At 71.4% G+C, this 22,592-nt stretch carries 24 protein-coding genes; 16 read left to right on the top strand and 8 right to left on the bottom strand.

Annotation, left to right across the window (positions count from 1 at the left end; all coding sequences use genetic code 11):
* Positions 1–84 precede the first annotated feature (84 nt).
* The 10 genes from WBA97_RS19985 to WBA97_RS20030 all read left to right on the top strand — a co-directional run bounded on the left by WBA97_RS19985 (position 85) and on the right by WBA97_RS20030 (position 11,055).
* Positions 85–639, top strand: coding sequence for an ureidoglycolate lyase (locus WBA97_RS19985; protein ID WP_424232383.1), 555 nt, complete (start codon positions 85–87; stop codon positions 637–639).
* On the top strand, positions 636–2,984 hold the full coding sequence (locus WBA97_RS19990; RefSeq protein WP_424232384.1) for a xanthine dehydrogenase family protein molybdopterin-binding subunit: 2,349 nt from the start codon (positions 636–638) through the stop codon (positions 2,982–2,984). Before WBA97_RS19985 ends, WBA97_RS19990 begins: the two co-directional genes overlap by 4 nt.
* Positions 2,981–3,760, top strand: a complete 780-nt coding sequence (locus tag WBA97_RS19995) for an FAD binding domain-containing protein (protein ID WP_424232385.1) — start codon at positions 2,981–2,983, stop codon at positions 3,758–3,760. Before WBA97_RS19990 ends, WBA97_RS19995 begins: the two co-directional genes overlap by 4 nt.
* Positions 3,757–4,206, top strand: a complete 450-nt coding sequence (locus WBA97_RS20000; RefSeq protein ID WP_424232386.1) for a (2Fe-2S)-binding protein — start codon at positions 3,757–3,759, stop codon at positions 4,204–4,206. Before WBA97_RS19995 ends, WBA97_RS20000 begins: the two co-directional genes overlap by 4 nt.
* Before the next feature lie 34 nt (positions 4,207–4,240).
* Positions 4,241–6,181 (top strand): FAD-dependent oxidoreductase, encoded by a 1,941-nt coding sequence (locus WBA97_RS20005; protein WP_424232387.1) that lies wholly within the window; start codon positions 4,241–4,243, stop codon positions 6,179–6,181.
* Positions 6,182–6,199: 18 nt separating this feature from the next.
* On the top strand, positions 6,200–6,553 hold the full coding sequence (locus WBA97_RS20010) for a hypothetical protein (RefSeq protein ID WP_424232388.1): 354 nt from the start codon (positions 6,200–6,202) through the stop codon (positions 6,551–6,553).
* 136 nt (positions 6,554–6,689) lie between these two features.
* Positions 6,690–7,883 (top strand): CaiB/BaiF CoA transferase family protein, encoded by a 1,194-nt coding sequence (locus tag WBA97_RS20015; RefSeq protein ID WP_424232389.1) that lies wholly within the window; start codon positions 6,690–6,692, stop codon positions 7,881–7,883.
* A complete protein-coding gene (locus WBA97_RS20020) occupies positions 7,883–8,719 on the top strand; it encodes a cyclase family protein (RefSeq protein ID WP_424232390.1) in 837 nt (278 codons plus the stop codon). Before WBA97_RS20015 ends, WBA97_RS20020 begins: the two co-directional genes overlap by 1 nt.
* A 60-nt stretch (positions 8,720–8,779) precedes the next feature.
* Entirely contained in the window at positions 8,780–10,249 is a 1,470-nt protein-coding gene (locus WBA97_RS20025; protein WP_424232391.1) for a dihydroorotase, read from the top strand.
* Positions 10,246–11,055: an HpcH/HpaI aldolase/citrate lyase family protein gene (locus WBA97_RS20030; protein WP_424232392.1), complete on the top strand. Its 810-nt coding sequence runs from the start codon at positions 10,246–10,248 to the stop codon at positions 11,053–11,055. Before WBA97_RS20025 ends, WBA97_RS20030 begins: the two co-directional genes overlap by 4 nt.
* Before the next feature lie 69 nt (positions 11,056–11,124).
* Here WBA97_RS20030 and WBA97_RS20035 read toward each other — a convergent pair whose 3' ends face one another.
* The 3 genes from WBA97_RS20035 to WBA97_RS20045 form a co-directional block, all read right to left on the bottom strand.
* Positions 11,125–12,195 (bottom strand): N-acetylmuramoyl-L-alanine amidase, encoded by a 1,071-nt coding sequence (locus WBA97_RS20035; RefSeq protein WP_424232393.1) that lies wholly within the window; start codon positions 12,193–12,195, stop codon positions 11,125–11,127.
* Complete coding sequence (locus tag WBA97_RS20040; protein WP_424232394.1) at positions 12,192–12,749, bottom strand: hypothetical protein; 558 nt, start codon at positions 12,747–12,749, stop codon at positions 12,192–12,194. The genes WBA97_RS20035 and WBA97_RS20040 overlap by 4 nt, the downstream gene beginning before the upstream one ends.
* 183 nt (positions 12,750–12,932) lie before the next feature.
* Complete coding sequence (locus tag WBA97_RS20045; RefSeq protein ID WP_424232395.1) at positions 12,933–13,130, bottom strand: ferredoxin; 198 nt, start codon at positions 13,128–13,130, stop codon at positions 12,933–12,935.
* 125 nt (positions 13,131–13,255) lie between these two features.
* On the opposite strand from WBA97_RS20045, the gene WBA97_RS20050 reads away from it, so the two are divergent.
* Together WBA97_RS20050 and WBA97_RS20055 are read left to right on the top strand one after the other, a co-directional pair.
* On the top strand, positions 13,256–14,365 hold the full coding sequence (locus WBA97_RS20050) for an NAD(P)/FAD-dependent oxidoreductase (RefSeq protein WP_424232396.1): 1,110 nt from the start codon (positions 13,256–13,258) through the stop codon (positions 14,363–14,365).
* 197 nt (positions 14,366–14,562) lie between these two features.
* Positions 14,563–15,528, top strand: a complete 966-nt coding sequence (locus WBA97_RS20055) for a ribose-phosphate diphosphokinase (protein ID WP_424232407.1) — start codon at positions 14,563–14,565, stop codon at positions 15,526–15,528.
* On the opposite strand, the gene WBA97_RS20060 is transcribed toward WBA97_RS20055, so the two are convergent.
* Complete coding sequence (locus WBA97_RS20060) at positions 15,497–15,979, bottom strand: hypothetical protein (protein WP_424232397.1); 483 nt, start codon at positions 15,977–15,979, stop codon at positions 15,497–15,499. The genes WBA97_RS20055 and WBA97_RS20060 overlap by 32 nt on opposite strands.
* A 208-nt stretch (positions 15,980–16,187) precedes the next feature.
* Here WBA97_RS20060 and WBA97_RS20065 point away from each other — a divergent pair, with 208 nt between their 5' ends.
* Positions 16,188–16,841, top strand: a complete 654-nt coding sequence (locus WBA97_RS20065) for a hypothetical protein (protein ID WP_424232398.1) — start codon at positions 16,188–16,190, stop codon at positions 16,839–16,841.
* 6 nt (positions 16,842–16,847) lie between these two features.
* Here WBA97_RS20065 and WBA97_RS20070 read toward each other — a convergent pair whose 3' ends face one another.
* The 4 genes from WBA97_RS20070 to WBA97_RS20085 all read right to left on the bottom strand — a co-directional run bounded on the left by WBA97_RS20070 (position 16,848) and on the right by WBA97_RS20085 (position 20,625).
* On the bottom strand, positions 16,848–17,573 hold the full coding sequence (locus WBA97_RS20070; RefSeq protein ID WP_424232399.1) for a DJ-1/PfpI family protein: 726 nt from the start codon (positions 17,571–17,573) through the stop codon (positions 16,848–16,850).
* A gap of 119 nt (positions 17,574–17,692) precedes the next feature.
* Positions 17,693–18,193 carry a MarR family winged helix-turn-helix transcriptional regulator gene (locus tag WBA97_RS20075; protein ID WP_424232400.1) on the bottom strand — a complete coding sequence of 167 codons (501 nt, stop codon included), beginning with the start codon at positions 18,191–18,193 and terminating at the stop codon, positions 17,693–17,695.
* Between the two features lie 66 nt (positions 18,194–18,259).
* Positions 18,260–19,276, bottom strand: a complete 1,017-nt coding sequence (locus WBA97_RS20080; RefSeq protein ID WP_424232401.1) for a hemolysin family protein — start codon at positions 19,274–19,276, stop codon at positions 18,260–18,262.
* Entirely contained in the window at positions 19,273–20,625 is a 1,353-nt protein-coding gene (locus WBA97_RS20085; RefSeq protein ID WP_424232402.1) for a hemolysin family protein, read from the bottom strand. The genes WBA97_RS20080 and WBA97_RS20085 overlap by 4 nt, the downstream gene beginning before the upstream one ends.
* Positions 20,626–20,735: 110 nt before the next feature.
* Here WBA97_RS20085 and trxA point away from each other — a divergent pair, with 110 nt between their 5' ends.
* The 3 genes from trxA to WBA97_RS20100 all read left to right on the top strand — a co-directional run.
* Positions 20,736–21,107, top strand: coding sequence for a thioredoxin (gene trxA, locus WBA97_RS20090; protein WP_424232403.1), 372 nt, complete (start codon positions 20,736–20,738; stop codon positions 21,105–21,107).
* A gap of 162 nt (positions 21,108–21,269) precedes the next feature.
* Positions 21,270–22,346 (top strand): Ig-like domain-containing protein, encoded by a 1,077-nt coding sequence (locus tag WBA97_RS20095; RefSeq protein WP_424232404.1) that lies wholly within the window; start codon positions 21,270–21,272, stop codon positions 22,344–22,346.
* Position 22,347: 1 nt separating this feature from the next.
* A partial coding sequence (locus tag WBA97_RS20100) for a hypothetical protein (RefSeq protein WP_424232405.1) occupies positions 22,348–22,592 on the top strand: 245 nt, incomplete at its 3' end.

Genomic DNA, 22,592 nt, shown 5'->3' on the forward strand with positions numbered 1-22,592 from the left:
AAGCCAGCCACAAGCACGTGACCAAACAAATCCGTCCTTCCCCAGCGCAACCAACACTTTTGAGTCCGGGGAGGCGTAACAGTGATGCACACGATCACCCCAGAGCCGGTCACCGCGGCCGCGTTCGCCCCGTTCGGTGAGGTCGTGTCCCTCGACGACACCCCGAAGCTGCCGATCGACCTTTACAACGGCCTCAACGCCATCCACGGCCCGGTCGTGCTGCAGGCCGACGAGCGGCCCGAGTTCATCCTGTTCCGCGTCGGCTACCGCGGCGGCGACATCCGCTACCTGGAACGACACCACGGCATGACGCAGACGTTCATCCCGCTCAACGGCGACCCGTACGTCTCGGTCGTCGCCCCGCCCGACGCGCCGCTCGTGGACGGCTTCCCGGACTTCGCCTCGATCCGGGCGTTCCTGGTACCCGGCGACGTGATCCTCAACATCCACCGCGGCACCTGGCACGAGCCGCCGTTCCCCACCAGGGACGGCCAGAAGTTCTTCATCACCAGCACACCCGGCGTCACCGGCGGCCTCAAGTCCGCCGTGGACGGCAACGGTGAGGTGCACAAGCTCGACGTCGACAAGCGCAACCCCGTGTACCGCACCGGGAAGCGGCTGCGGGTGGCGATGCCATGATGGCGGCGCCCGTCCAGGCAGGCATCGGCGCGTCCCCGCGCAAACGGGACGGTGCCGCACTGCTGACCGGCCGCGCGACCTTCCTCGACGACCTCCGTCCCGAGGGGCTCCTGCACGCGGTCGTGGTGCGCAGCGAGGTCGCGCACGGACGGATCCTGTCCATCGACACGGCCGCCGCCGAAGCCGCGCCAGGGGTGGTGCTGGTGCTCACCGGCGCCGAGGCCGCGAAGCATGCGGGACCGGTGCCGTACTTCCTCGACCCCGCCGCCCGCGGCGGCAACCGCACCGACATCCGGTGCCTGCAGACCGACAAGGTCGTCCACGCCGGGCAGCCGGTCGCGGCGGTGGTCGCCGCGTCCCGCCTGCAGGCGCGGGCGGCGGCGGAGTTGGTGGCGGTCACCTACGACGTGCTGCCGCACGTGCTCGACGCACGGGCCGCGATGGCGCGGGACGCGCCCCGGCTCTACGAGGACTGGCCGGGCAACGTGGTGGCGCACAACCGGTACGGCGCGGGCGACCCGGACGCCGCGCTCGCGGCCTCGGCCGTCGTGGTGGAGGGCGAGCTGCGGATCGGCCGCACGACCACGTCCCCGATCGAGCCGCGTGGCTACCTCGCGTCGTGGCAGGACGGCATGCTCACCGTGCACGCGTCCTGCCAGAACCCGCACCAGCTCCGGTGGATGCTCAGCGTCAGCCTCGGCATCGACGAGGGCCGCATCCGGGTCGTGACCGCCAAGGTCGGCGGCTCGTTCGGGCTGAAGATGCAGGGCCACCCCGAGGAGACCCTCGTCGCGCTGCTGTCCAAGCTCGCGGGCGCGCCGGTGAAGTGGGTGGAGGACCGGCGCGAGACGCTGATGGCCGGCGCCCGCGAACAGGTGCACCGGTTCCGGGTCGGCGCGACGGCCGACGGCCGGATCACCGGGCTCGTCGACGAGATCGTCGCCGACATCGGCGCGCTGACCGCGCAGGCGGGCTGGGCGATGCCGAACATGTCGGCCACCACGCTGCCGTCCGGGTACGCGGTCCAGGACGTGCGGGTGGAGCTGGACATCGTGTGCACCAACAAGCCGCCGCTGAACGCCGCGCGCGGCTTCGGCAAGGACGCGGCGCACTTCGTGATGGAGCGCGCGATCGACCTCGTGGCGCGCGAACTGGGCATGGACCCGGCCGAGGTCCGGCGCCGCAACTTCGTGCGCGAGTTCCCGTACCGCACCGCGACCGGCCTCAACATCGACAGCGGTGACTTCGAAGGCCTCCTCGACAAGACCCTGGCGGCGGTCGACTACCCCGGGATCCGGCGGCGGCAGGAGGTGCTGCGGCCCCGCGGTAGGTACCTCGGCATCGGGCTGGGGTTCGAGCTGACCCCGGAGTCGTCCGACAGTCCTGGCACGTTCGTGTCCGGGTTCGACACGACCACCGTGCGGATGAGCGTGACCGGCATGGTCACGGTGCTCACCGGCGTCACGTCGCCGGGCGGTGGCAACGACACCGGCATCGCGCAGATCGTCGCCACCGAGCTTGGGGTGCCGATCGAGTGGGTGGAGCTGGTCCAGGGCGACACCGACCGGTGCCCCAACGGGTTCGGCAACTTCAGCGGCCGCAGCATGGTCGTCGGCGGCGGGTCGGCGACGCTCGCCGCCCGTGACGTGCGCGCGAAGCTGCTCGCGGTGGCGGCGCGGCTGTTCGAGACGTCCGAGGTGGAAATTCGCGACGGGGTCGCGTACGGCGGTGGCAGGGAGATGCCGGTGCCCGGGGTGGCGCGGGCGCTGCTGACCCGCGCGTTCGCGATCGGCGACATCGAGCCGGTGCTGGAGTCCACGCGTGCCTACAAACCCGGCAACATCAACCACGTGCCCGACGAGCTGGGCCGCATCCAGCCGTACCCGACGTACTCGTCCAGCCTGCACGCCGCCGTCGTCGAGGTGGACCCGGAGACCGGCAAGGTCACGCTCGACGACTACGTGATGGCCCACGACTGCGGCACCATGATCAACCCGGCGCTGGTCGAGGGCCAGGCGCGTGGCGCGGTGACCATGGGGCTGGGCAGTGCGCTGTCCGAGCAGCTTCGGTTCGACGCCGACGGCCGCCTCACGACCGACCGGTTCAAGTCCTACCTGCTGCCGCGTGCCGGGGACCTCCCGTGGCTGCGCATGATCCACCAGGTCACGCCGAGCCCGTTCACCATGCATGGCAACAAGGGCGCGGGCGAGGCCGGGGTCGGCGGCGCGCAGGCGGCCGTGGCGAACGCCGTCGAGGACGCGCTCGCCCCGTTCGACGTGACGGTCCGAGGGGTCCCGCTGACCCCGCCCGTGGTGCTGGCCCTCATCGACGGGGTCCGCTCATGAGGTACCTGCGGCCGGCCGATGTGGACGGTGTGACCGCGGCGCTCGCGGACGGCGACGCCGTCGTGGTCGGCGGCGGCACCATGGTCGTGCCCGAGATGACGCACGGCCGAGTCCGGCCATCGGCGGTGGTGGACCTGGCGAAGGCCGGGCTCGCCGGGATCACGCGCGGCGACGGCGAGTGGGTCGTGGGCGCCATGACGACCTACACCGAGCTGGAGCGCTCGGCCGTGCCGCTGCTCGCGACGGTCGCACGCGGCATCACCGGCGGCCCGCAGATCCGCAACCGTGGCACCGTCGGTGGTTCGGCGAGCTACGCGAACCCGTCGTCGGACGTGCCAGCGGCCCTGGTGGCGCTGGGTGCCCGGCTGCGCATCGCGAAGGCTGGGGGAGTGCGCGAGGTCGCGGCCGGTGACTTCTTCCTCGGCGCCTTCCGGACCGCCCGCGAACCGGACGAGGTGCTCACCGCGATCACCGTGCCCGACACGGACTCCGGCCTCGGGTACGTGAAGTTCAAGCTCGCCGAGGGCAGCTGGCCGATCGTCACCGCGGCGACCGTGGCGGGGCCGACGATCCGGGTCGCGCTCGGTGGCGCGGCGGCCGCGCCGGTGGCCCTGGAACTCGAGCGGGTGGCATGGCGGGAGCAGCTGTGGTCCGAAGTGGACAAACTGCTCACCGAACCGTGGGACGACGTGCTCGCCCCCGGCCACTACCGGGCCCGCATCGCGCCCGTGATCGCGGCCCGCTCGGTGGCCGCCGCACTGGAGGAGGCGGCATGAAGCTCACCGTCAACGGCGTTGAGCACGACATCGACGTCGACCCGCGCACCCTGCTGGTGCACGCGATCCGCGAACAGGTCGGCCTCACCGGCACCCACGTCGGCTGCCTCACCGGCGACTGCGGCGCCTGCACGGTCGTGGTCGACGGGCGGACCACCAAGTCCTGCTCGGTCCTCGCGCTCTCTGCGGAAGGAGCGCGGGTCGAGACCATCGAGTCCCTTGCCGACGGCGAGGACCTCCACCCGGTGCAACAGGCGTTCTGGGACGAGTTCGGCTTCCAGTGCGGCTTCTGCCTGCCGGGCATGCTCCTGACCGCCAAGGAACTGGTCGAGTCCACCCCCGACCCGACCGACGACGACATCCTCCGCGCCGTCAACGGAAACCTCTGCCGCTGCACGGGTTACAACACGATCGTGGCCGCGGTCCGCAAGGCGGCACAGTCATGAGGTTCATCGGCGACCTGGCCCCACAGTGGCGGCCATGACCGCCTACCCACTGGTGTCCTCGCCGGTCGACATCGGCGGCATCACGCTGCGGAACCGGGTGTTCGTGTCGGCGCACACCACGAACTTCGGCGCCGGCTTCCTCCCGACCGACCGGCACGTTGCCTACCACCGGGAACGCGCCCGTGGCGGCGCCGGGCTGATCGTCACCGAGCCGCTGCGCGTCCACCCGACGAGCCTCGGCCGCGCGGGTGGCCTCGCCGCGGACCCGGCCGCGCTCCCGATGCTCACGAAGCTCACCGCCGCCGTCCGTGACGAGGGTGCCGCGATCTTCAGCCAGATCACCCACGCCGGGCGGCACAGCGAGAACGTCTTCCGCCGCACCGCCGCGTGGGGGCCGACCAACCGCCGCTGGACCGCGGGCGGCCACGTCCCGCACGCCATGACCCGCCGCGACATGACCGAGGTCCGCGACGCCTACGTGACCGCGGCGGAACTCGCGGTCGCGGCCGGGTTCCAGGGTGTCGAGGTCCACTTCGGACACGGACACCTCCTGCACCAGTTCATCTCGCCGGCCAGTAACGACCGCACCGACGCGTACGGCGGCAGCGAGACCCACCGCCTCCGCTACCCACTCGAAGTCCTCGACGCCGTGCTGGACGCCGTCGGGGACCGGGTGGTCGTCGGCGTCCGCATGTCCTCGGACGAGCTGGTCGACGGCGGCCAGGACCTCGACGCCGGGCGGCGCATCGCGCACCTCCTCGACACCACCCGCCCGATCGGGTTCCTCAACGTCTCCCTCGCCTCCTACACGGTGCCCTCGATCGGCCACCACGTCGCCGACATGAGCGAGGGGCACACGCCCTACCTCGACCAGAGTCTCGCGGTGGCCAGGGAGTGCACCCGTACGTCGGTGCTCGCCGCGTGCCGGTTCACCGACCTCGCCGACGCGGAACGCGGCCTGGGCACCGGCCTGCTCGCCGCCGTCGCGATGACCCGCGCGCACATCGCCGATCCGCACCTGCTCGCCAAGGCGGCGGCGGGTGAGGAGGACCGGATCCGGCCGTGTGTGTCCTGCAACTTCTGCATCGGTGAGATCGCCGGGCACCGGCCGATGACCTGCATGATGAACCCGCGCGTCGGGCGTGAGGCGCAGTGGCCGGAACACCCTGGCACGTCGCGGGAACCCGGCCGGGTACTGGTCGTCGGCGGCGGGCCCTCGGGACTGGAGACCGCGCGCCTCGCCGCGGAGCGGGGGCACGCCGTGCGGGTGTGGGAGATCGGGCCAGAGCCGGGCGGTCAACTGCGGATCGGACGTCGCGGTGTCGGCCGCGCCGACCTCGACCGGCTTCGGGTCCATCAACAGCACCGCCTCGACGACCTGGGGGTGCCGGTGCTGACGAGCACACCGGCCACCGTGGCAGAGGTGCTCGCCGAGCGGCCGGACACGGTGGTGCTCGCGACCGGCGCCCGCCACACGGCCAGGGAGGTCCCCGGCTGGGGTCGCGCGCTCACCGCGGCCGAGGTGCTGAGCGCGCCGGCCTGGTCAGGGCGGACGGTGGTCGTGCTGGACGACGACGGCGGCTGGACGGCGGCGTCCGTCGCCGAGACCGCCGCCAGAGGCGGCGCCACCGTGCACGTGGTCACCGCGGCGGGCACCGCGTTGCCGGGGGTCACCGAGTACAGCAGGATGACCGCCGTCGAGCGGCTCCGAGGACTTGGCGTCCAGCTGTGGACCTCCGCCCGCGCCACCATCGACCGCCGCACCGCGCACGTCACGAGCGCACTGGTCGACATCACCACGGCCGTGCCCGGCGTGACCGACGTGGTCGCGCTCGACCCGCCGACGGCGCGGGACGACCTGGCCGCACCGCTCGCCGACGCCGGGCTCGGTGTGCACGTCATCGGTGACGCGGTGGCCCCGAGAACCCTGCTGGAAGCGATGACCGAGGCGCACGTCGTCGGCCGCGCGCTGTAAGAGGAGAGGACAGACCCCATGGCCCGCAAGCTCGTCCTGCTGACCTACAACATCAAGCCCGGCGTGCCCCTTGAGGAGTACGCCGAGTACACGCGGTCCGTCGACTACCCGGTCTTCCGCCGCAACCCCGGCATCCAGAACTACGCCAACTACGTCGTGCGGCAGAACGCGCGCGGGCAGGAGTGGTTCCGCCACTTCGACCTGATGTTCGTCGACGACCTCGACGCGTTCCACGCTGGCGGCAAGCTCCACCACGGCGATCCTGCGGTGCTCGAGCACGCGGCCGGGTGGCGGGAGAGGTGGGGCCATGACCAGGAGACCGGCTGGCGCACCGACGTCAACATCACCTATGCCGACGAGATCTGGGGTTGACCCACGCCCCGCCGAGGTGCGCGGCGATGGGTCTCACAGTCGGCGCCGCCGTCCGAGGTTGACCGTCGCGTCGATCGCGACCTAACCTCTGAGCGGACCGACGTTACGTATAGCGGAACAATCTGGAGGGGTAGCCATGGACGGACCACTCACCGGCGTGCGGGTGCTGGACGTCTCGACGATCCTCGCCGGCCCGCTGTGCTGCCGGATCCTCGGCGACCACGGCGCGGACGTGGTCAAGATCGAGCACCCGGAGGCCGGTGACGGCATGCGCGGCCACGGCGAGGCCAAGGACGGCATCCCGTTGTGGTGGAAGGAAATCTCCCGCAACAAGCGCACCGTCGGCCTCAAACTGTCCACCGCCGACGGCGCGGAGTTGCTGCTGCGCCTCGCCGCCACCGCCGACGTGCTCGTCGAGAACTTCCGCCCCGGCACCCTCGAGCGCTGGGGCATTGGCCCGGAACGACTGCACGAGGTCAACCCGGCGCTGGTGATCGTGCGGATCACCGGCTTCGGTCAGACCGGCCCGTACGCGTCCCGCGCCGGGTTCGGCACGCTCGCCGAGGCCATGAGCGGGTTCGCGCACCTCACCGGCGAGGAGGGTGGCCCGCCGACGCTGCCCGCGTTCGGCCTCGCCGACAGCATCTGCGGCATCGCCGCATCGTCGGCCGCGACCATGGCGCTGTACGCCCGCGAGCGGAACGGCGGCCGAGGCGAGGTCATCGACATGAACCTGCTCGAACCGATCATGGACGCGGTCGGGCCGGGCGCGACGGTCTACGACCAGCTCGGCATCGTGGGGGAGCGGCACGGCAACCGGTCGACCAACAACGCGCCCCGCAACACCTACCGCACCAAGGACAACCGCTGGGTGGCCGTGTCGACGAGCGCGCAGCGGATCGCGGAGCGGGTCATGGAACTGGTCGGGCACCCCGAGGTCATCGACGAGCCGTGGTTCGCCACCGGACTCGGCCGTGCCGGGCGGGCCGACCTGCTCGACGAGTACGTGGGCGGCTGGATCGCGGAGCGGACCGAGGCGGAGGTGACCGACGCGTTCGCGGCGGCGGGTGCCGCGATCGCCCCGATCTACAGCGCGCGTGACCTCGCGGAGGACGAGCACGTGCGGTCGACCGGGATGCTGACCACCGTGCGGGACGATGACCTCGGGCCGCTGCTCATGCACAACGTGATGTGGCGGGCCGAGCGCGCACCGGGCCGGATCCGGTTCACCGGCAGGGCGCTGGGGCACGACACCGACGAGATACTGGGGGAGCTGGGAGTGAACGCGGACGAACTTGCGCGGCTGCGCGCGGAGCGGGTGGTGGCGTGATGACGACGACACCGACGACCGAGGCACTGCTCGCCGCCGTCGAGAACGGCCTCACCGTGCACGACCTCGGACGTGAGCTGCGGGTCGGGATGCCGCAGTCGCCCAACCACCCGGCGTTCTGGCACGCGTTGCCCCGCCGCCACGGCGACATGGTCCGCGCCGACGGCGGGTCCGCCGCCAACGACATGATCACCATGGGCACCCACGTCGGCACCCACATCGACGCGTTCGCCCACGTCTCCCACGACGGCAAGCTGGTCGACGGGTCCGATGCCGTGGAAGCGGGCAGGGGCGGGAAGTTCGTTGAGCTTGGCGCGCACACGATCGCGCCGATGGTCCGGCGCGGCGTGCTGCTCGACGTCCCGGCCGCGCTCGGCGACCCGGTCGGCTGCGCGGCGGGCTACGAGATCACCCCGGACGACCTGGCGGCCGCAGAGAAGCGGCAGGGCACACCGGTCCGCGCGGGTGACGTCGTGCTCGTGCGCAGTGGCTGGGGCAGGCTGTTCGACGATCCCGATCCCCAGGTCTACCAAGGAAAAACGACCGGTGTGCCCGGCGTCGGTGCGGCCGGTGCGACGTGGCTCGCCGACCGGGACGTGCACGCCGCCGGCGCGGACACGATCGCGTTCGAGCGCCTGGCCGCCGGTGCGGGACACGCCACCCTGCCCGCGCACCGCGTGCTGCTCGTCGAACGCGGCGTCTACATCATCGAGGCGCTGAACCTGGAGGGCATCGCGGCCGGGGGAGTGCACGAGTTCCTGTTCGTGCTGTCCCCGCTGCCACTGTTCGGCGCAACTGGCTCCCCGGTCCGGCCGCTCGCGGTGGTCGGCCGATGACCACAGTGGACACTCCGCCCCCACGCTCGCAGAACGGCATCGAGTCGCCAGGAGACGACCATGACTGAACCGCTCGACCTGCTGGTGACCAACGTCAGGGTCGTCCACCACGACCGGCCGGAGCCCGAGCGCGCCGACCTCGGCGTCGCGGCCGGGAAGATCGTCCGGGTCGCGCCGGGACTCGACCCGGCGAGCGCGAAGGTGACGGTGGACGGTGGCGGCAAGCTCGCGTTCCCCGGTGTGGTGGACGCCCACCAGCACTGGGGCATCTACAACCCGCTACCCGTCGACGCGGCAACCGAGAGCCGTGCGTGCGCGCAGGGCGGGGTGACGAGTGCGCTGAACTACATGCGCACCGGCCAGTACTACCTCAACAAGGGCGGCAGCTACGCCGACGTGTTCCCCGAGGTGCTCTCGATGAGCGAGGGCAGGGCCTTCGTGGACTACGGCTACCACCTGGCGCCGATGATGCGTGAGCACATCGCGGAGATCCCCGCGCTGGTGCGTGACCACGGTGTGACCTCGTTCAAGGTGTTCATGTTCTACGGCAGCCACGGCCTGCACGGCCGCTCCGCCGACCAGAACGCCTTCCTCATGATCCCCGAGGGTGAACGGTACGACTACGCGCACTTCGAGTTCGTGATGCGTGGCATCCAGGCCGCCCGTGAGCAGTTCCCCGAGCTGGCCGACGAGATCTCGCTGTCGCTGCACTGCGAGACCGCGGAGATCATGACCGCGTACACGAAGCTCGTCGAGGAGGAGGGCACGCTCACCGGGCTCGCCGCCTACAGCGCGTCCCGGCCGCAGCACTCCGAGGGCCTCGCGGTGTCGATCGCGTCCTACCTCGCGCACGAGACCGGCCTGCCCACGATCAACCTGCTGCACCTGTCGTCGGCGAAGGCGATGGACGCGGCGCTGCGGATGGCGACGGCGTTCCCGCACATCCGGTTCCGCCGCGAGGTGACCGTCGGGCACCTGCTCGCCGACATCGACACCGCGGCGGGCATCGGCAGCAAGGTCAACCCGCCGATCCGCCCCCGCGAGGACGTCGAGGCGCTGTGGGGCCACGTGCTCGCGGGCGACGTCGACTGGGTGGTGTCCGACCACGCGTGCTGCCGCGACGAGCAGAAGTTCGGCGACCCGCGCGAGGACGTGTTCCTCGCCAAGTCGGGCTTCGGCGGCGCCGAGTACCTGCTGCCGGGCCTCGTCACCGAGGGCGGCAGGCGCGGCCTGCCGCTGGGTGAGATCGCGCGGCTGACCGCGTGGAACCCGGCCACCCGCTTCGGGTTGCGTACCAAGGGCGCGCTCGGCGTCGGCTACGACGCGGACATCGCGCTGGTCGACCCGGCCGTGGAGTGGACCGTCCGCGCCGCCGACTCGGAGTCGGCGCAGGAGTACACGCCGTTCGAGGGCTTCTCGATGACCGCGGCGGTGACCGACACGTTCGTCCGCGGCCACCGCGTCCTGGAGTCCGGCAAGGTCGTCGGCGAGCCGGTCGGCCAGTACCTCAAGCGGCCGACGGGCGCATGACGCCCCGCAGCTACCTGTACGTCCCCGCCGACCAGCCGCGCCTGCTCGCGGGGGCGGCAGGCCGGGGCGCCGACGCGTTGATTCTCGACCTGGAGGACGCCGTCGCCGTGGCGAACAAGGGGGCGGCACGGACGGCGGCGGCCGGGTACCTCGGGACGGGGACGGCATGGGTGCGGGTCAACGCCGACACGGTGGCCGAGGACCTGGCCGCGATCGCCGCCCGTCCCGGCCTGGCGGGAGTGGTGGTGCCGAAGGCAGAGCCCGCCCTGCTGTCCGAAGTGGACAAGCGGCTCGGGGCGCGGGACGTGCCGGTGCTCGCGCTCCTGGAGACCGCGCGGGGACTGCGGGACCTCGACGCGGTCGCGGAGTCCCCCCGGGTGGTCCGCCTCGGACTGGGAGAGGTGGACCTGGCGGCGGAACTTCACCTGCTGCCGGGCCCGGACCGGGCGGAGCTGTGGCCGATCAGGTCCGCGGTCGTGGTCGCGTCCGCCGCGGCCGGGCTAGCGCCGCCCGCCGGCCCGGTCCACACCGAGGTCCGGGACCTGTCCGACCTCGCGCGCACGACGGAGCTCCTGCTGCGGCAGGGTTTCCGCGCCCGCACCGCGATCACGCCCACCCAGCTCGCCACGATCAACGAGGTCTTCACCCCGTCCGCCGAGGAGGTCGAACGGGCCCGTGCGACCGTCGCCCTGCTGTCGGCGGGCACCGGTGTCGCCGTGGACGCCGACGGCCGGATGGTCGACGAGGCCGTGGTCAGGTCGGCGCGCGAGATCCTCGCCCGCTCGGCTGGTCTTCTGGAACAGTGAGGCCGAATGCCACGAAGGGCACCCTCAGGACGTTCCGCGTCCCGAGGGTGCCCTTCAGAGCATGAGAGGTCAGGCGGTGACCAGGCTCATGTAGTAGTTCCAGTCCCAGTTGGGGCCCGGGTCGGTGTGGTCGTTGCCCGGCACCTCGCTGTGCCCGACGATCACGTCGCGGGTCTTGGCGAGGCCGTAGGTGTCGCACAGCCACTTCGTGACCGCGGCCGACGACCGGTACATCGCGTCGGTGAACCACGCCGGGTCGTCGACGAAGCCCTCGTGCTCGATGCCGAGCGAGCTGGCGTTCGCCGAGCGGGCGTGCCACGCGGTGTCGGCGTCGGCGACCATCTGCGTCACCTCACCGTCCGAGGACCGGATCACGTAGTGCGCGCTGACCTGCGCGTCCGGGTTCTGGAACCAGCTGATGGTGCCTGCGTAGGAACCCTGGGTCACGTGGATGACGACCGTGCTGATCGACGCCGTGCGGCCGGACGCGTAGTTCGCCGAGGTCGCCGGGTTCCAGATCGCGCCGGGGTAGTCCGGCGCGAGGGTCGTGCTCGCCGCCGCGAGGTTCCCGCGTTCCGGGGTGACCGCACGCGGGGTGACCGTGATCCGCTCGCCCGTCGGCGCGACCGCCGACAGACCGGACGCGAGCAGGTCGTACACCACGTCCGCGTACAGGCGGCGGGTCTGCGGCAGCGACGCGCCGCCGTACTCGGCGACCACCGGGTACCAGGCGCCGAGCCGGTCGCGGTCGGTCGCGCCGAGCCCGTGGGCGTCCGCGAGCGCACGCAGCACCGCCGCGCCGCCGCGGATGTTCGCCCCCACGTCGTTCTTCAGCGTGCTCGCCGACGCGCCGGTGGCGGCCGAGGCCTGCTCCAGCGTGTGCCGTGACGGGTTGCTCACCAGGTGCATGAGGCCAAAGCCGTTGTCCTGGCTGGGTTTTCCGGCGTGCATGGCCAGCCGGGACTCGGCGTGGCCGACGGCGACCACGAGGTCGCGCGGCACGTCGAACTCCTGCGCGGCCGACGCGAACGCGGCCGTCGTGTCGAGCCGCTCCGCGGTCGCGGGCACGCTGAACAACGCGGTGGCGACCGCGCCGACGAGTGCCGCCGTGGCGATCCTGCGGGTGGTGGTGTTCCTCATCGGATCTCCTTGGCTCGGACCTCGTCGAGCATCTCGTACGCCTTGCCTTCGGACTCGTCGTAGCGCTCGGGGCAGCACGACCGCTGGACGCTCTGCGCGAGCAGGCCCGCGGTGTAGTCGGGGTAGAGCGGCTCGTTGTGGATCGCCTGGGAGAAGAACTGCGTCGCCGCGTAGGTGACGTCCATGATCTGCTCCGGCGTGCCCCAGCCCTGGCTGGGCCGCTGCTGGAAGACACCGAGCGAGTCCTGGTCGCCGCACGGCAGGTTGTTCATGTGCGACTCGACCCAGCCTGCCTCGAAGCCGGCGAGCATCACCTTGTCCGACGCGCCCATGCTGACGCCGACGTTGTGGACGGTGGTGGTGACCGCGACGTCGTGCTGGGACGGGATCGAGTCGCAGTCCGCGGGATTGATCGAGGCCGGAATGTGGTCACCCGGCGCGGCGGCCGGGCTCGCGGCCGCGACACCGCCGAGGCCGGTGGCGGTCGCGGCCAGTGCGCAGGCGACGGTGACGCCCGCCCTGCGCAGCAGGGTGCGCGTGGTCGTGTCTGTCATATGAGGTGCCCCCGAGGTCCGTGACGAACATTGCAGGGTCGAACACGGACAGTGTGCGAACCGTTGCCAAGCGCCCACTACCGACGAATGTCGGTGTGAAATTCACAGAACTGGGTACGGTGCAACCTCAGGAGCAAGTTGTCCGCCCGGCCGGTCCGGTGAGACACGGCCGGGCGGCGGCGCTCAGTCCTCTTCGATCGAGATGGCCTGGCTGGGGCAGAGATCGACGGCTTCCCGCACGTTGTCGAGGGTCTCGCCCTCGGCTTGGTCGGTCAGGAGCACGACCGTGCCGTCCTCGTCGCTCTGGTCGAACACGGACGGCTCGGTGAGCGCGCACTGGCCGGCGCCCACACAGCGCGCGGGGTCCGTGACGATTCGCATGACTTCCTACCTCCAGTAAGTCCCGGGAACGATGCCGACCGTACGCGGTGTGACTCGACTCTCGCTCTCCTGGTGTCACGAAAATCCCGCGACATCAGTCCACCGTGTGGAGAAAGGGGAACGAGATGACTACTCGGATCGTGGTTCTCGGCGGCGGCTACTCGGGCCAGATCGCGGCACGGCTGGCCGCGCGGGCGAAGGACGTGTCGGTGACCCTGGTGAACGACCGGGACCGGTTCGTCGAGCGAGTGCGGCTGCACCAGTTCGCCGCCGGGCAGGACCTGCGGGAACACTCCCTCGCGGACCTGGTGGCGGGTACCGGGGTGCGGCTGGTGGTCGACCGGGCCACCGCCATCGACACCGGGGACAGGGCGGTCGTACTGGCGGGCGGGGAGCGGCTCCCGTACGACACGCTCGTCTACGCGCTCGGCAGCCGCATGGACCTCGAGTCGGTGCCCGGTGCCGCCGAGCACGCTGGCACGGTGGCCGTGGCGGAGGAGGCCGAGCGCCTGCGCGCCCGGCTGCGCGACGGCGACGTGGTCACGGTCGTCGGCGGGGGACTTACCGGCATCGAGGCGGCCACCGAACTGGCCGAGCAGCGCCCAGAGCTGAAGGTCCGCCTGGTGACGGCGGGTGCGCTGGGGGCGGCGCTGTCGGAGAAGGGGCGGCGGCACCTGCGCCGCACGTTCACGCGGCTGGGCATCGAGTTGCGCGAGGAGGTGAACGTCGGGGAGGTGCGTGCCGACGGCGTGGTGCTGGCAGGCGGCGAGCACGTCCCTTCGGACGTGGTCGTGTGGACGACCGGGTTCACCGTGCCGTCGCTTGCCGGGGAGGCCGGGCTCGCGGTCGACGGGCACGGCAGGATGGTCGTCGACGAGACCATGCGGTCGACGTCGCACCCTGACGTGTACGGCGTCGGTGACGCGGCGGCCGTGCGCAGGCAGAACGGCCAGGAGCTGCGCATGGCGTGTGCCACCGGGCTGCCCGCGGCACAGCAGGCGATCCGCGCGCTGCTGGCCCGCCGCGACGGCAAGGACCCGAAGCCGTTCCGGTTCCGCTACGTGAACCAGTGCATCAGCCTCGGCCGCCGCGACGGGCTCGTGCAGTTCGTGAACGCCGACGACGAGCCGAAGGAGGCCGTGCTGACCGGCCGCGTCGCCGCGCTGTACAAGGAGACCGTCGTGCGTGCCGCGCTCCAGGTGCAGCGCCACCCCTCGATCCCAACAAGCTTCTAGTGTCCGCGGCTAGAAGCTCATCATCCGGGGGCGGGTTAGGATCTGTCCTATGGATCTTTGTGCGAGGGTCTGGGCCTGACCAACAGTGACCTCAGGGGAACGTGACGGCACCCAGCCACCAACCAGCCGCGGTCCGAGGATGCGCTGGGTCGGGACCAGCACTTTTAATTCCGGGGAGGCGGACTAGCGTGCGTTTTTTGCGCGAGATCGCGGTCTTCGGGGGGAGTGCCCACCCTGAGCTGGCGGCGGAGATCTGCGACCACCTCGAGGTGCCGTTGCGGCCGGTGCGGCTGACCAGGTTCGCCAACGACTGTCTCGAGGTGCAGCTCCAGGCTAACTGCCGCGAACGCGACGTGTTCCTGATCCAGCCGCTCGTCACGCCGGTTCAGGAGCACCTCGTCGAACTGCTGCTGATGCTCGACGCCGCACGAGGCGCGTCGGCCGCGCGGACGACCGTCGTCCTGCCGCACTACGCGTACGCGCGGTCGGACAAGAAGGAGACACCGCGCATCTCGATCGGGGGCAGGCTCGTCGCCGACCTGCTCGTCGCGGCGGGAGCGAACCGGGTGCTCGCGATGACGCTGCATTCGCCGCAGGTGCACGGTTTCTTCAGCGTGCCGGTCGACCATCTGCACGCGCTGCGGGAGCTCGCGAGCTACTTCCGGCGCTACGACCTGTCGAACTCCATCGTCGTGTCACCGGACCTGGGCAACGCCAAGGAGGCATCGCACTTCGCGCGGTTGCTCGGCGTGCCGGTGGCGGCGGGTGCCAAGCAGCGCTTCACCGACGACCGGGTGGAGATCACCTCGATCATCGGTGACGTGGCGGGCCGGGACGTGATCGTGCTCGACGACGAGATCGCCAAGGGCAGCACGGTCATCGAGCTGCTGTCGAAGCTGCGTGAGCGCGGGGTGGCGTCGATCCGGGTCGCGTGCACCCACGGGTTGTTCGCCGCCGGAGCGCTCGGCAGGATCGGCGGTCAGGCAGACGTCACCGAGATCGTCTGCACCAACACGGTGCCGATCGCCGAGCGCTCCGACAAGCTGACGGTGCTGTCCGTGGCGCCCGCGCTGGCCGAGGCCATGCGCAGGATCCACAACGGCGAGTCCGTCAGCGCGCTGTTCGACGCGCCTACCTCGGCGGGTACTGCTGCTGCGGGTTGACGACCGCGGTCGCGCTTTCCCCGTTGTAGACAGGACTCTGGGTCGGCTCCGGCACGTAGGTGCCCTGTGCGCGCAGGGCCGCCTCGTTGGCCTTGCGCCGTGCTTCGCGTTCGGCGTTCGTGTACTCCTCGAACTCCTCACGGTCGCGGATCCGCGACAGCGCGGACACCGCGATCCAGTGGGCGATCCCGATGACGATCAGGATGATTCCCAGTCGCACCACCACACCCTGGATGTCGTAGCCGCCGACGTCGATCACGGAGATCAACGCCAGCACGCCCAGTGTGCCGAGGTGGAACAGCACCGACACGAGCTTCGTCAGTGACTCCGCGGGGGCGTTGGGCGTGGCCTGCTGCAGGAACCGACGGCCGTTGCGGTAGATGATCTGCCCGTCGATCAGGACCGCCACGGTGCCGATGACGAGGAACGCCACATAGCTGTTGCTGTCCATGGCTTGCACCTCTCGTTCGGTGTACGGGGTGCGGGTACCCACGGTAGTCGAACGGAAACCGGCTGAATGGCGCGTTTGCCCGGGGCGTGCTACTTGTCCTGTGGCTCCTGGGGATCGACCCCGGTCGTCCCACCGGCAGGTTTGGGGACGGCCGCCCGAGGGTACGCCCGCCGCGGTATCACGGCCGCAGCGGCGAAGGAGATGTTCGATGCGCAGCGACGACCCCGAAGCGCAGGCCACGGCCCACCAGTTGGTTCACTGCGTGCTGGACGCCGATCAGACAGGCCTGACCGAAACCCTGGAGACAGTGGCGGCGCACCAGGCGGATGAACTGCGCGCCTACGTACGCGAGATCGTCGCGGAGCTCATCAACGTGGCCACGTCCGCGGTGCGCGACAGCGCTGGCCCGCTGCGGGACCGCGCCGCGTTCGCGATCGACCTCCGCGACGACGACAACGACCAGGTCGGCATCGACGACCTGGACCCGCCGGTGCGCGCGACCATCCGTGCCATGCTCGCCGACCTGAACAACTGCCAGGAGGACGCGTCGTTCCAGCTCGACCTCGCGGTGCGCGAGGTCGGCACGAGCACGGGCATCGAGACGGGGCTCGACACCGTGCGCCGCGCGCTCACGATGACGATCGGACTGCTCCACTGGAGCGAGCAGTCGGAGCCATTGGAGGGGATTGTGGATCCGGAGCCGACGGCGGACGAGGTGGACCTGCTCGAGCAGCAGTTGGCCGTCACCGCCGAGGACGAGGACGATGCGGTGACGGCGCAGGCGGACGACACGCTCGAGGCCGACCCCGAGGACGTCCGCGAACAGCAGCGGGCCGTGCCCGACAACGACGACGAGCGCTGACGGTACTCAGGCGCGCCAGACGGTGCCGCGCCGTTCGTACTCGAGGGTGCGTTCCACGCCGACCGCCATGTCGGGGCCGAACTCGCGTTCCACCAGCCACAGGGCCTCGTCGATACCGGACGTGACGCCACCGGCGGTGACGACCGTGCCCGCGTCGACGACCCGTGCCGTCTTGAGGATCCCGCCCTCCGCCTCGAGCCGCTCCTTGGCGAGCGCGTGGGTGGTGCACGGGCGGTCCTTGGTCAGCCCGGCGGCCGACATCAGCATCACGCCGACGCACACCCCCGCGATGATCCGCCTGCCGTCGTGGGCCTCGGCGATCGCGCGGGGGATCACGCCGCGTGCGATCTCGACGTGCGTGCCCGGCGCCTCCGGGTCGCGCCACCCACCGCCCGGCACGATGACGATGTCCGCGTCGCGCGAGCGCCAGCGGTGTTCCACCACCATCTTCGCGCCGCGGTTCATGGGGATGACCCTCGGCTCGTCCACGGTCACGTACTTCACGTCGATCTTGGCGTCGAAGTACACCCGGGCGATGTCGAACACCTCGGCCGGGCCGATCGAGTCGACCTCCTCGACGCCGTCGTACATCAGGATCCGCACGCGCAGCGTGTCCGGCCTGCGCTGCCCGGCCGCCTGCGCGGCGGCGACGGTCGACGGGCCGACGAGGCCGGCGACCGCGGCGGCGGTGGCGGCGCCCATCGTGGAGCGGAGCAGATCGCGGCGTTTCATTTCCTTACCTCGCAGGGGAATTCGGCGACGGGACCGAATTCCACATTAACCAGCGAAGCCGCGCCCACCGCAGGAAAGTGGAAAGCACACGGCCGATTGGTGAGGAATTCCCGCCCAGATCAGTCGTGGGCCGTCTCGAACCGCGCGAGCCACGTCGTGAGCAGCGCCTCGAGTGCCGCCGCGTCCTCGGCGGACAGCCCATCGAGAAGCCCGCGCTCGTTGCGCATGTGCTCGGTGAACGCGGTGTCGATCAGCTCCCGGCCCGCGAGGGTCAGCGCGACGACCCGGCCGCGCCCGTCGGCGGTGCTGCGCCTGCGGGTGACCAGGCCGTCGCGTTCGAGCCGGTCGATCCGCTTGGTCATGGCGCCGGTGGTGACCATCGTGAACTGGGCAAGCTCGCCGGGTGCGCGCTCGAACGGCGGACCCGCCCTGCGCAGTGTGGCGAGCACGTCGAAGTCGCCCTCGCCGAGGCCGAAACGCCGGTACACCACCATGAGCTGCTCGGTGAGATGACCGGCGAGCCGGTGCAGGCGGCCGATCACACCCTGCGGGCTGACGTCGAGGTCGGGGCGTTCGCGGGCCCATTCGGCCTGGATACGGGCGACGTGGTCGAGTGGCACCCGGACAGCCTAGTCCATTAACTTCCATGGAAGCTACCAGAGAGGTGACCTGCCGAGTGGACATCGTCAGCCGGGCGTCTCCGAGAGCAGCAGCTGGTCGAGCAGGTCCTGCAGGGTGACCAGCCCGGCCAGTTCCCCGTTCTCCTCGACGAGCGCGAGGTGGTTGCGGGACTCCCGCATGGTGCTGAGCGCCGCGTAGATCGGGGTGTCGCCCGACAGGGTGCGGACCGGGCGCATGAGGTCCGCCGCTTTCGTGGCTTCCGGCCGGGTCACGGCGTCCCGGACGTGGACCACGCCCAGCGGTCGCCCGTGCGTGCGCACGACGAGCCGGAGGTGCCCGGTCTCGTGCGCAACGCGGGCGATGTCCGAGGGGCTCGCGTCCGGTGCCACCTCGGCCAGTTCGCTGATCGGCCGCCGGATGGTCCTCAGTGGACGGACGTTGACCTCCAGTGCCGCCGCGAGCCGGTCGTGGCGTGCCGGGTCCAGCGAACCGGCCCGCGCGGAGTGGTCGAGCAGCTGGCGAAGGTCGTCGGGGCCGCGGCCCTCGGACATCTCGTCCAGCGCTTCCACCCCGAAGCGGTGCAGGCACCAGTTCGCGGCGCCGTTGAGCGCGACCAGGATCGGGCGGGTCAGCCAGATGAACCCGCGCATCGGGATCGCGAGCAGTGTCGCGGACCGCTCGGGGTGGGCGATGGCCCACGACTTGGGTGCCATCTCGCCGACCACGAGGTGCACGAAGGTGACCACGATCAGCGAGAGCACGAACGCGATCACCTCCGCCGTCACCTCCGGCAGGCCCCAGCCGGTGAACAGCGGCGTCATCATGTGGTGCACAGCCGGTTTGGTGATGGCGCCGAGCGCCAGCGTGCACAGGGTGATGCCCAGCTGCGACCCGGCCAGCAACAGCGAAAGGTCACGCGCGCTGGCGAGCGCGGCCCGTGCGGCGACGCTGCGCTCCGCCGCCTCCTCCAGCCGGTGGCGGCGGGCGGCGACGAGCGCGAACTCGATGGCGACGAAGAACGCGCTCAGCGCGACGATCCCGGCCGAGACGACCAGAGCGAGCCACGTGCTCATGCCGCTCATCGCGAACCCTCCACAGTGGACTCGGCGACGGTGATGGACACGGTGCCTGGCACGCGCCGGGTGATGGCCTCGACCGTGACGCTGATCGCCCTTCCCGGTTCGCCCTGCGCCGTCGGCAACGTGATCTTCACGACGTCACCATGACGCGGCAGCCGCTGCAGCTCCGCCATGACGAGCCCGGCGACGGTCTCGTAGTCGCCGTCCGGCAGGTCGTGGCCGATCAGCCGCTCCACCTCGTCGATGTGCGTGGCCCCCGGCAGCGTCCAGGCGCCGTCGCGAAGGACCGGGGCGTGCGTGCCGTCGGGGTCGTGCTCGTCGGCGATCTCCCCGACGAGCTCCTCCGCGATGTCCTCGACGGTGATCACCCCGGCCAGGCCGCCGTACTCGTCGACGACGCACCCGATCTGCTCGCCTGCCGCCCGCAGCCGCGCCAGCACGGTGGGCAGCGGCAGCGACTCCGGCACCATCACGGCCGGCCGGGCGACGTCGCGGACCACGGTCGTGGCGAGGTCGTCCCGCGACAGCGCGAGCACGTCGCGAAGGCGGACGATGCCAAGCACGTCGTCAACGTCCGCGCCAAGCACCGGGAGCCGCGAGTGCGACGCGGCCATCACGTCGATCGCCTCGGCGACCGGTGCGCCGCCGCTGACCGTGGTGACCGAGGTGCGGGGGATCATCGCGTGCTGCGCGGTCCGCTCGTGCAGGTCCAGCGTGCGGTCCAGCAGCGTGGACAGCTCGGGGGGCAGGTCGCCGCTGTCGCGGGAGGCGGCGACGATGTGCTCGAGGTCGCGCGGGGTCGCGGCGTGCTCGACGTCGTGCACCGGCTCGATCGACACCACCTTGAGCAGCAGGTTCGACGCCTGGTCGAACAGCCGGATCAGCCAGCCGAAGGCCGAAAGGTACAGGGCGGTGGACCACGCGAGCTTGCGGGCGACCGGCTCCGGCCTGGCGATGGCGAGGTTCTTCGGGAACAGCTCGCCGAACACCATCTGCACGACGGTGGAGAACAACAGCGCGAACACCGTGCCGATCGCGACACCGGCCGCCCGCGACAGCCCGGCGCCTCCCAGCAGGTCGCCGATGCCCGCGCCGATGAGTGGTTCCGCGACGTAGCCGACGAGCAGCCCGGTCACCGTGATGCCGAGCTGGGCGCCGGAGAGCATGAAGGAGGTGCGGCGGGTGATGTCGAGTGCGCGTTCCGCCCCGGCGTCGCCATCGGCGGCACGGGCCTTGAGCCGCGCGCGGTCAACGGCCATGTAGCCGAACTCCTGCGCGACGAAGTATCCCGTGAGCACGGTCAGGCCGAACACGACGACCATGCCTGCGAGGATCGTGAGCACGGTGGTCATCGTGCACGGTGACACGGCGGCGCGAGTTCCTCAACTCGGACATGGGCCATGATCGGGAATGAACGGGTGCGCTGCCGCGCTGCACCCGGGACAGACGCAAGGGAGGCACAGTGACGACGATCGAGCTGACGAAGGACAACTTCGGCGACACCGTGAGCTTGCCGGGGACGGTGCTCGTGGACTTCTGGGCGGCCTGGTGCGGGCCGTGCAGGCAGTTCGCGCCGGTCTTCGAGGACGCCGCCGAGAACAATCCCGACCTCACGTTCGGCAAGGTCGACACCGAGGCCGAGGTGGAGCTGGCGCAGGCGTTCGGCATCTCGTCGATCCCCACGCTGATGGTGGTCCGGGACGGCGTCGTCGTGTATGCCCAGCCGGGCGCGCTGCCCGCGCCCGCACTCGCCGAGCTGATCGGCAAGGTCCGCGAGCTGGACATGGACGAGGTGCGCGAGAAGGTACGCGCGGCCGAGGAGAACCAGGGCTGACCGTCGCTCTCCGTGAGCTGAGCGGGTCGGCGTTGGTATACCCGTGTGAATTCCGGCCCCTCTGCTGGGGGATTGTCGGCGTAGGGGTCGACCCAGAATGCTGTCCCCGTGCCTGTGCGTACCGGGAAGCAGCGTCCGTCCGTCCGTCGGTTCGGTGTGGGCATGGCGGTCACCGCCGTGGTCGCCTGCGTTTCCCTCACCGGGGCGCCGTCCGCCGTCGCTGAGGTGCAGCAGGGTGTCGGCCACCTGACCACGCCCGCCCAGCCATACTTGAACAACCCGGACCCCGCCGACTGGCTCGGGTCCTATGTGGTCGGTGGAAAGAAGGTGTGGTGCGTGCAGTTCGCGCACCTCGCGCCGGACAGCGACGAGCAGTATCAGCCGGGCGCGGCGCTGAAGACCAAGTGGGGCACCGACCTCCCGCCCAACGTCGCGTCGGACATCTCGTACCTGCTGCTGCGGTACGCCGGCACCGACAGCGCCGACGAGGCGGCCGCCCTCGCGCACCTGCTGCACACGTGGACGGCGGGGCCGCAGAACGCCGGTCAGCTCGACCCGGCCAACGACTTCCGCCACATCGCCTACGACGCGCCGTTCCACCTGTCGAAGCTCCCCTCGGGCGCACAGGCCGCGGTGGCCGCGCTGCAGGCCGACGCGGCCGTCAACCGCGGCCCGTGGACGGCCACGGTCGCCGCGCCCGATGGCGCGCAGCAGATCGGCGCCACCGCCGACTGGACGATCACCGTCACCAATGCGGGCGGCACCGGCGTGCCGGACGTGCCGGTGACGGTCACGGCCACCGACGCCACGTTCGCCGACGCCGACGGCAAGCAGGTGTCGAACGGGACCGTGACCACGACCGAGGACCCGCTCACCCTGTCGGTCACGCCGACGGGCGCGGCGCCCGCCATCGACATCACCCTCGCGGGCCCGGCCGTCGTGCCGGTCGTGCAGCAGCCGATCGAGATCGACACGCAGCGCATCGTGAGCACCGGCGGCGAGAAGGAGCTGACCGCGGCGGCCAGGACGACCGCGGCGCCCCCGCCTACGACCACTCCGCAGCTGCCGAGCACGATCCCGGCCGGTGACACGCCGGACACCCCGGTCGCGCAGGCCGAGGTGACACAGCGGATGTCGGGTGGCGGCTGGGTGGCGCTCGTGGCGGTGGTGCTGGCCGTGACGCTGCTGACCGTGCACCTGGCTCGCCGCCGCGCGGCAGGCGACCACCAGCCGGGCTGACATGGGAGGCCGCGCACCCGACCCGTCGGACGCCGCTTCGCTCGACGCGGCGAGCCGCGCGGTGCTGCGCGCCGACCACCTGTGGCAGGGCGCGCCGCCGGAGACGCGGCCGGCGTGGGCCGACGAGGGCGCCGTGGCCTGGGACCACTGGACCCGTGACAAGGCACGGCCGATCGCCGTGCCGGTGGCCGTGGCGGCGCTGGTCGTCGCCGCCGTCGCCGCGGCGCTGACCACGGTGCCGGGGCC

The sequence above is a fragment of the Actinophytocola sp. genome, from assembly GCF_049647105.1.
Classification (GTDB): Bacteria; Actinomycetota; Actinomycetes; order Mycobacteriales; family Pseudonocardiaceae; genus Actinophytocola.

What these genes read in the sequence shown, in the direction of transcription:
- WBA97_RS19985 (WP_424232383.1), top strand. Translation starts at nt 85, where the DNA reads ATGCACACGATCACCCCAGAGCCGGTCACCGCGGCCGCGTTCGCCCCG.
- WBA97_RS19990 (WP_424232384.1), top strand. Translation starts at nt 636, where the DNA reads ATGATGGCGGCGCCCGTCCAGGCAGGCATCGGCGCGTCCCCGCGCAAA.
- WBA97_RS19995 (WP_424232385.1), top strand. Translation starts at nt 2,981, where the DNA reads ATGAGGTACCTGCGGCCGGCCGATGTGGACGGTGTGACCGCGGCGCTC.
- WBA97_RS20000 (WP_424232386.1), top strand. Translation starts at nt 3,757, where the DNA reads ATGAAGCTCACCGTCAACGGCGTTGAGCACGACATCGACGTCGACCCG.
- WBA97_RS20005 (WP_424232387.1), top strand. Translation starts at nt 4,241, where the DNA reads ATGACCGCCTACCCACTGGTGTCCTCGCCGGTCGACATCGGCGGCATC.
- WBA97_RS20010 (WP_424232388.1), top strand. Translation starts at nt 6,200, where the DNA reads ATGGCCCGCAAGCTCGTCCTGCTGACCTACAACATCAAGCCCGGCGTG.
- WBA97_RS20015 (WP_424232389.1), top strand. Translation starts at nt 6,690, where the DNA reads ATGGACGGACCACTCACCGGCGTGCGGGTGCTGGACGTCTCGACGATC.
- WBA97_RS20020 (WP_424232390.1), top strand. Translation starts at nt 7,883, where the DNA reads ATGACGACGACACCGACGACCGAGGCACTGCTCGCCGCCGTCGAGAAC.
- WBA97_RS20025 (WP_424232391.1), top strand. Translation starts at nt 8,780, where the DNA reads ATGACTGAACCGCTCGACCTGCTGGTGACCAACGTCAGGGTCGTCCAC.
- WBA97_RS20030 (WP_424232392.1), top strand. Translation starts at nt 10,246, where the DNA reads ATGACGCCCCGCAGCTACCTGTACGTCCCCGCCGACCAGCCGCGCCTG.
- WBA97_RS20035 (WP_424232393.1), bottom strand. Translation starts at nt 12,195, where the DNA reads ATGAGGAACACCACCACCCGCAGGATCGCCACGGCGGCACTCGTCGGC.
- WBA97_RS20040 (WP_424232394.1), bottom strand. Translation starts at nt 12,749, where the DNA reads ATGACAGACACGACCACGCGCACCCTGCTGCGCAGGGCGGGCGTCACC.
- WBA97_RS20045 (WP_424232395.1), bottom strand. Translation starts at nt 13,130, where the DNA reads ATGCGAATCGTCACGGACCCCGCGCGCTGTGTGGGCGCCGGCCAGTGC.
- WBA97_RS20050 (WP_424232396.1), top strand. Translation starts at nt 13,256, where the DNA reads ATGACTACTCGGATCGTGGTTCTCGGCGGCGGCTACTCGGGCCAGATC.
- WBA97_RS20060 (WP_424232397.1), bottom strand. Translation starts at nt 15,979, where the DNA reads ATGGACAGCAACAGCTATGTGGCGTTCCTCGTCATCGGCACCGTGGCG.
- WBA97_RS20065 (WP_424232398.1), top strand. Translation starts at nt 16,188, where the DNA reads ATGCGCAGCGACGACCCCGAAGCGCAGGCCACGGCCCACCAGTTGGTT.
- WBA97_RS20070 (WP_424232399.1), bottom strand. Translation starts at nt 17,573, where the DNA reads ATGAAACGCCGCGATCTGCTCCGCTCCACGATGGGCGCCGCCACCGCC.
- WBA97_RS20080 (WP_424232401.1), bottom strand. Translation starts at nt 19,276, where the DNA reads ATGAGCGGCATGAGCACGTGGCTCGCTCTGGTCGTCTCGGCCGGGATC.
- WBA97_RS20085 (WP_424232402.1), bottom strand. Translation starts at nt 20,625, where the DNA reads ATGACCACCGTGCTCACGATCCTCGCAGGCATGGTCGTCGTGTTCGGC.
- WBA97_RS20095 (WP_424232404.1), top strand. Translation starts at nt 21,270, where the DNA reads ATGGCGGTCACCGCCGTGGTCGCCTGCGTTTCCCTCACCGGGGCGCCG.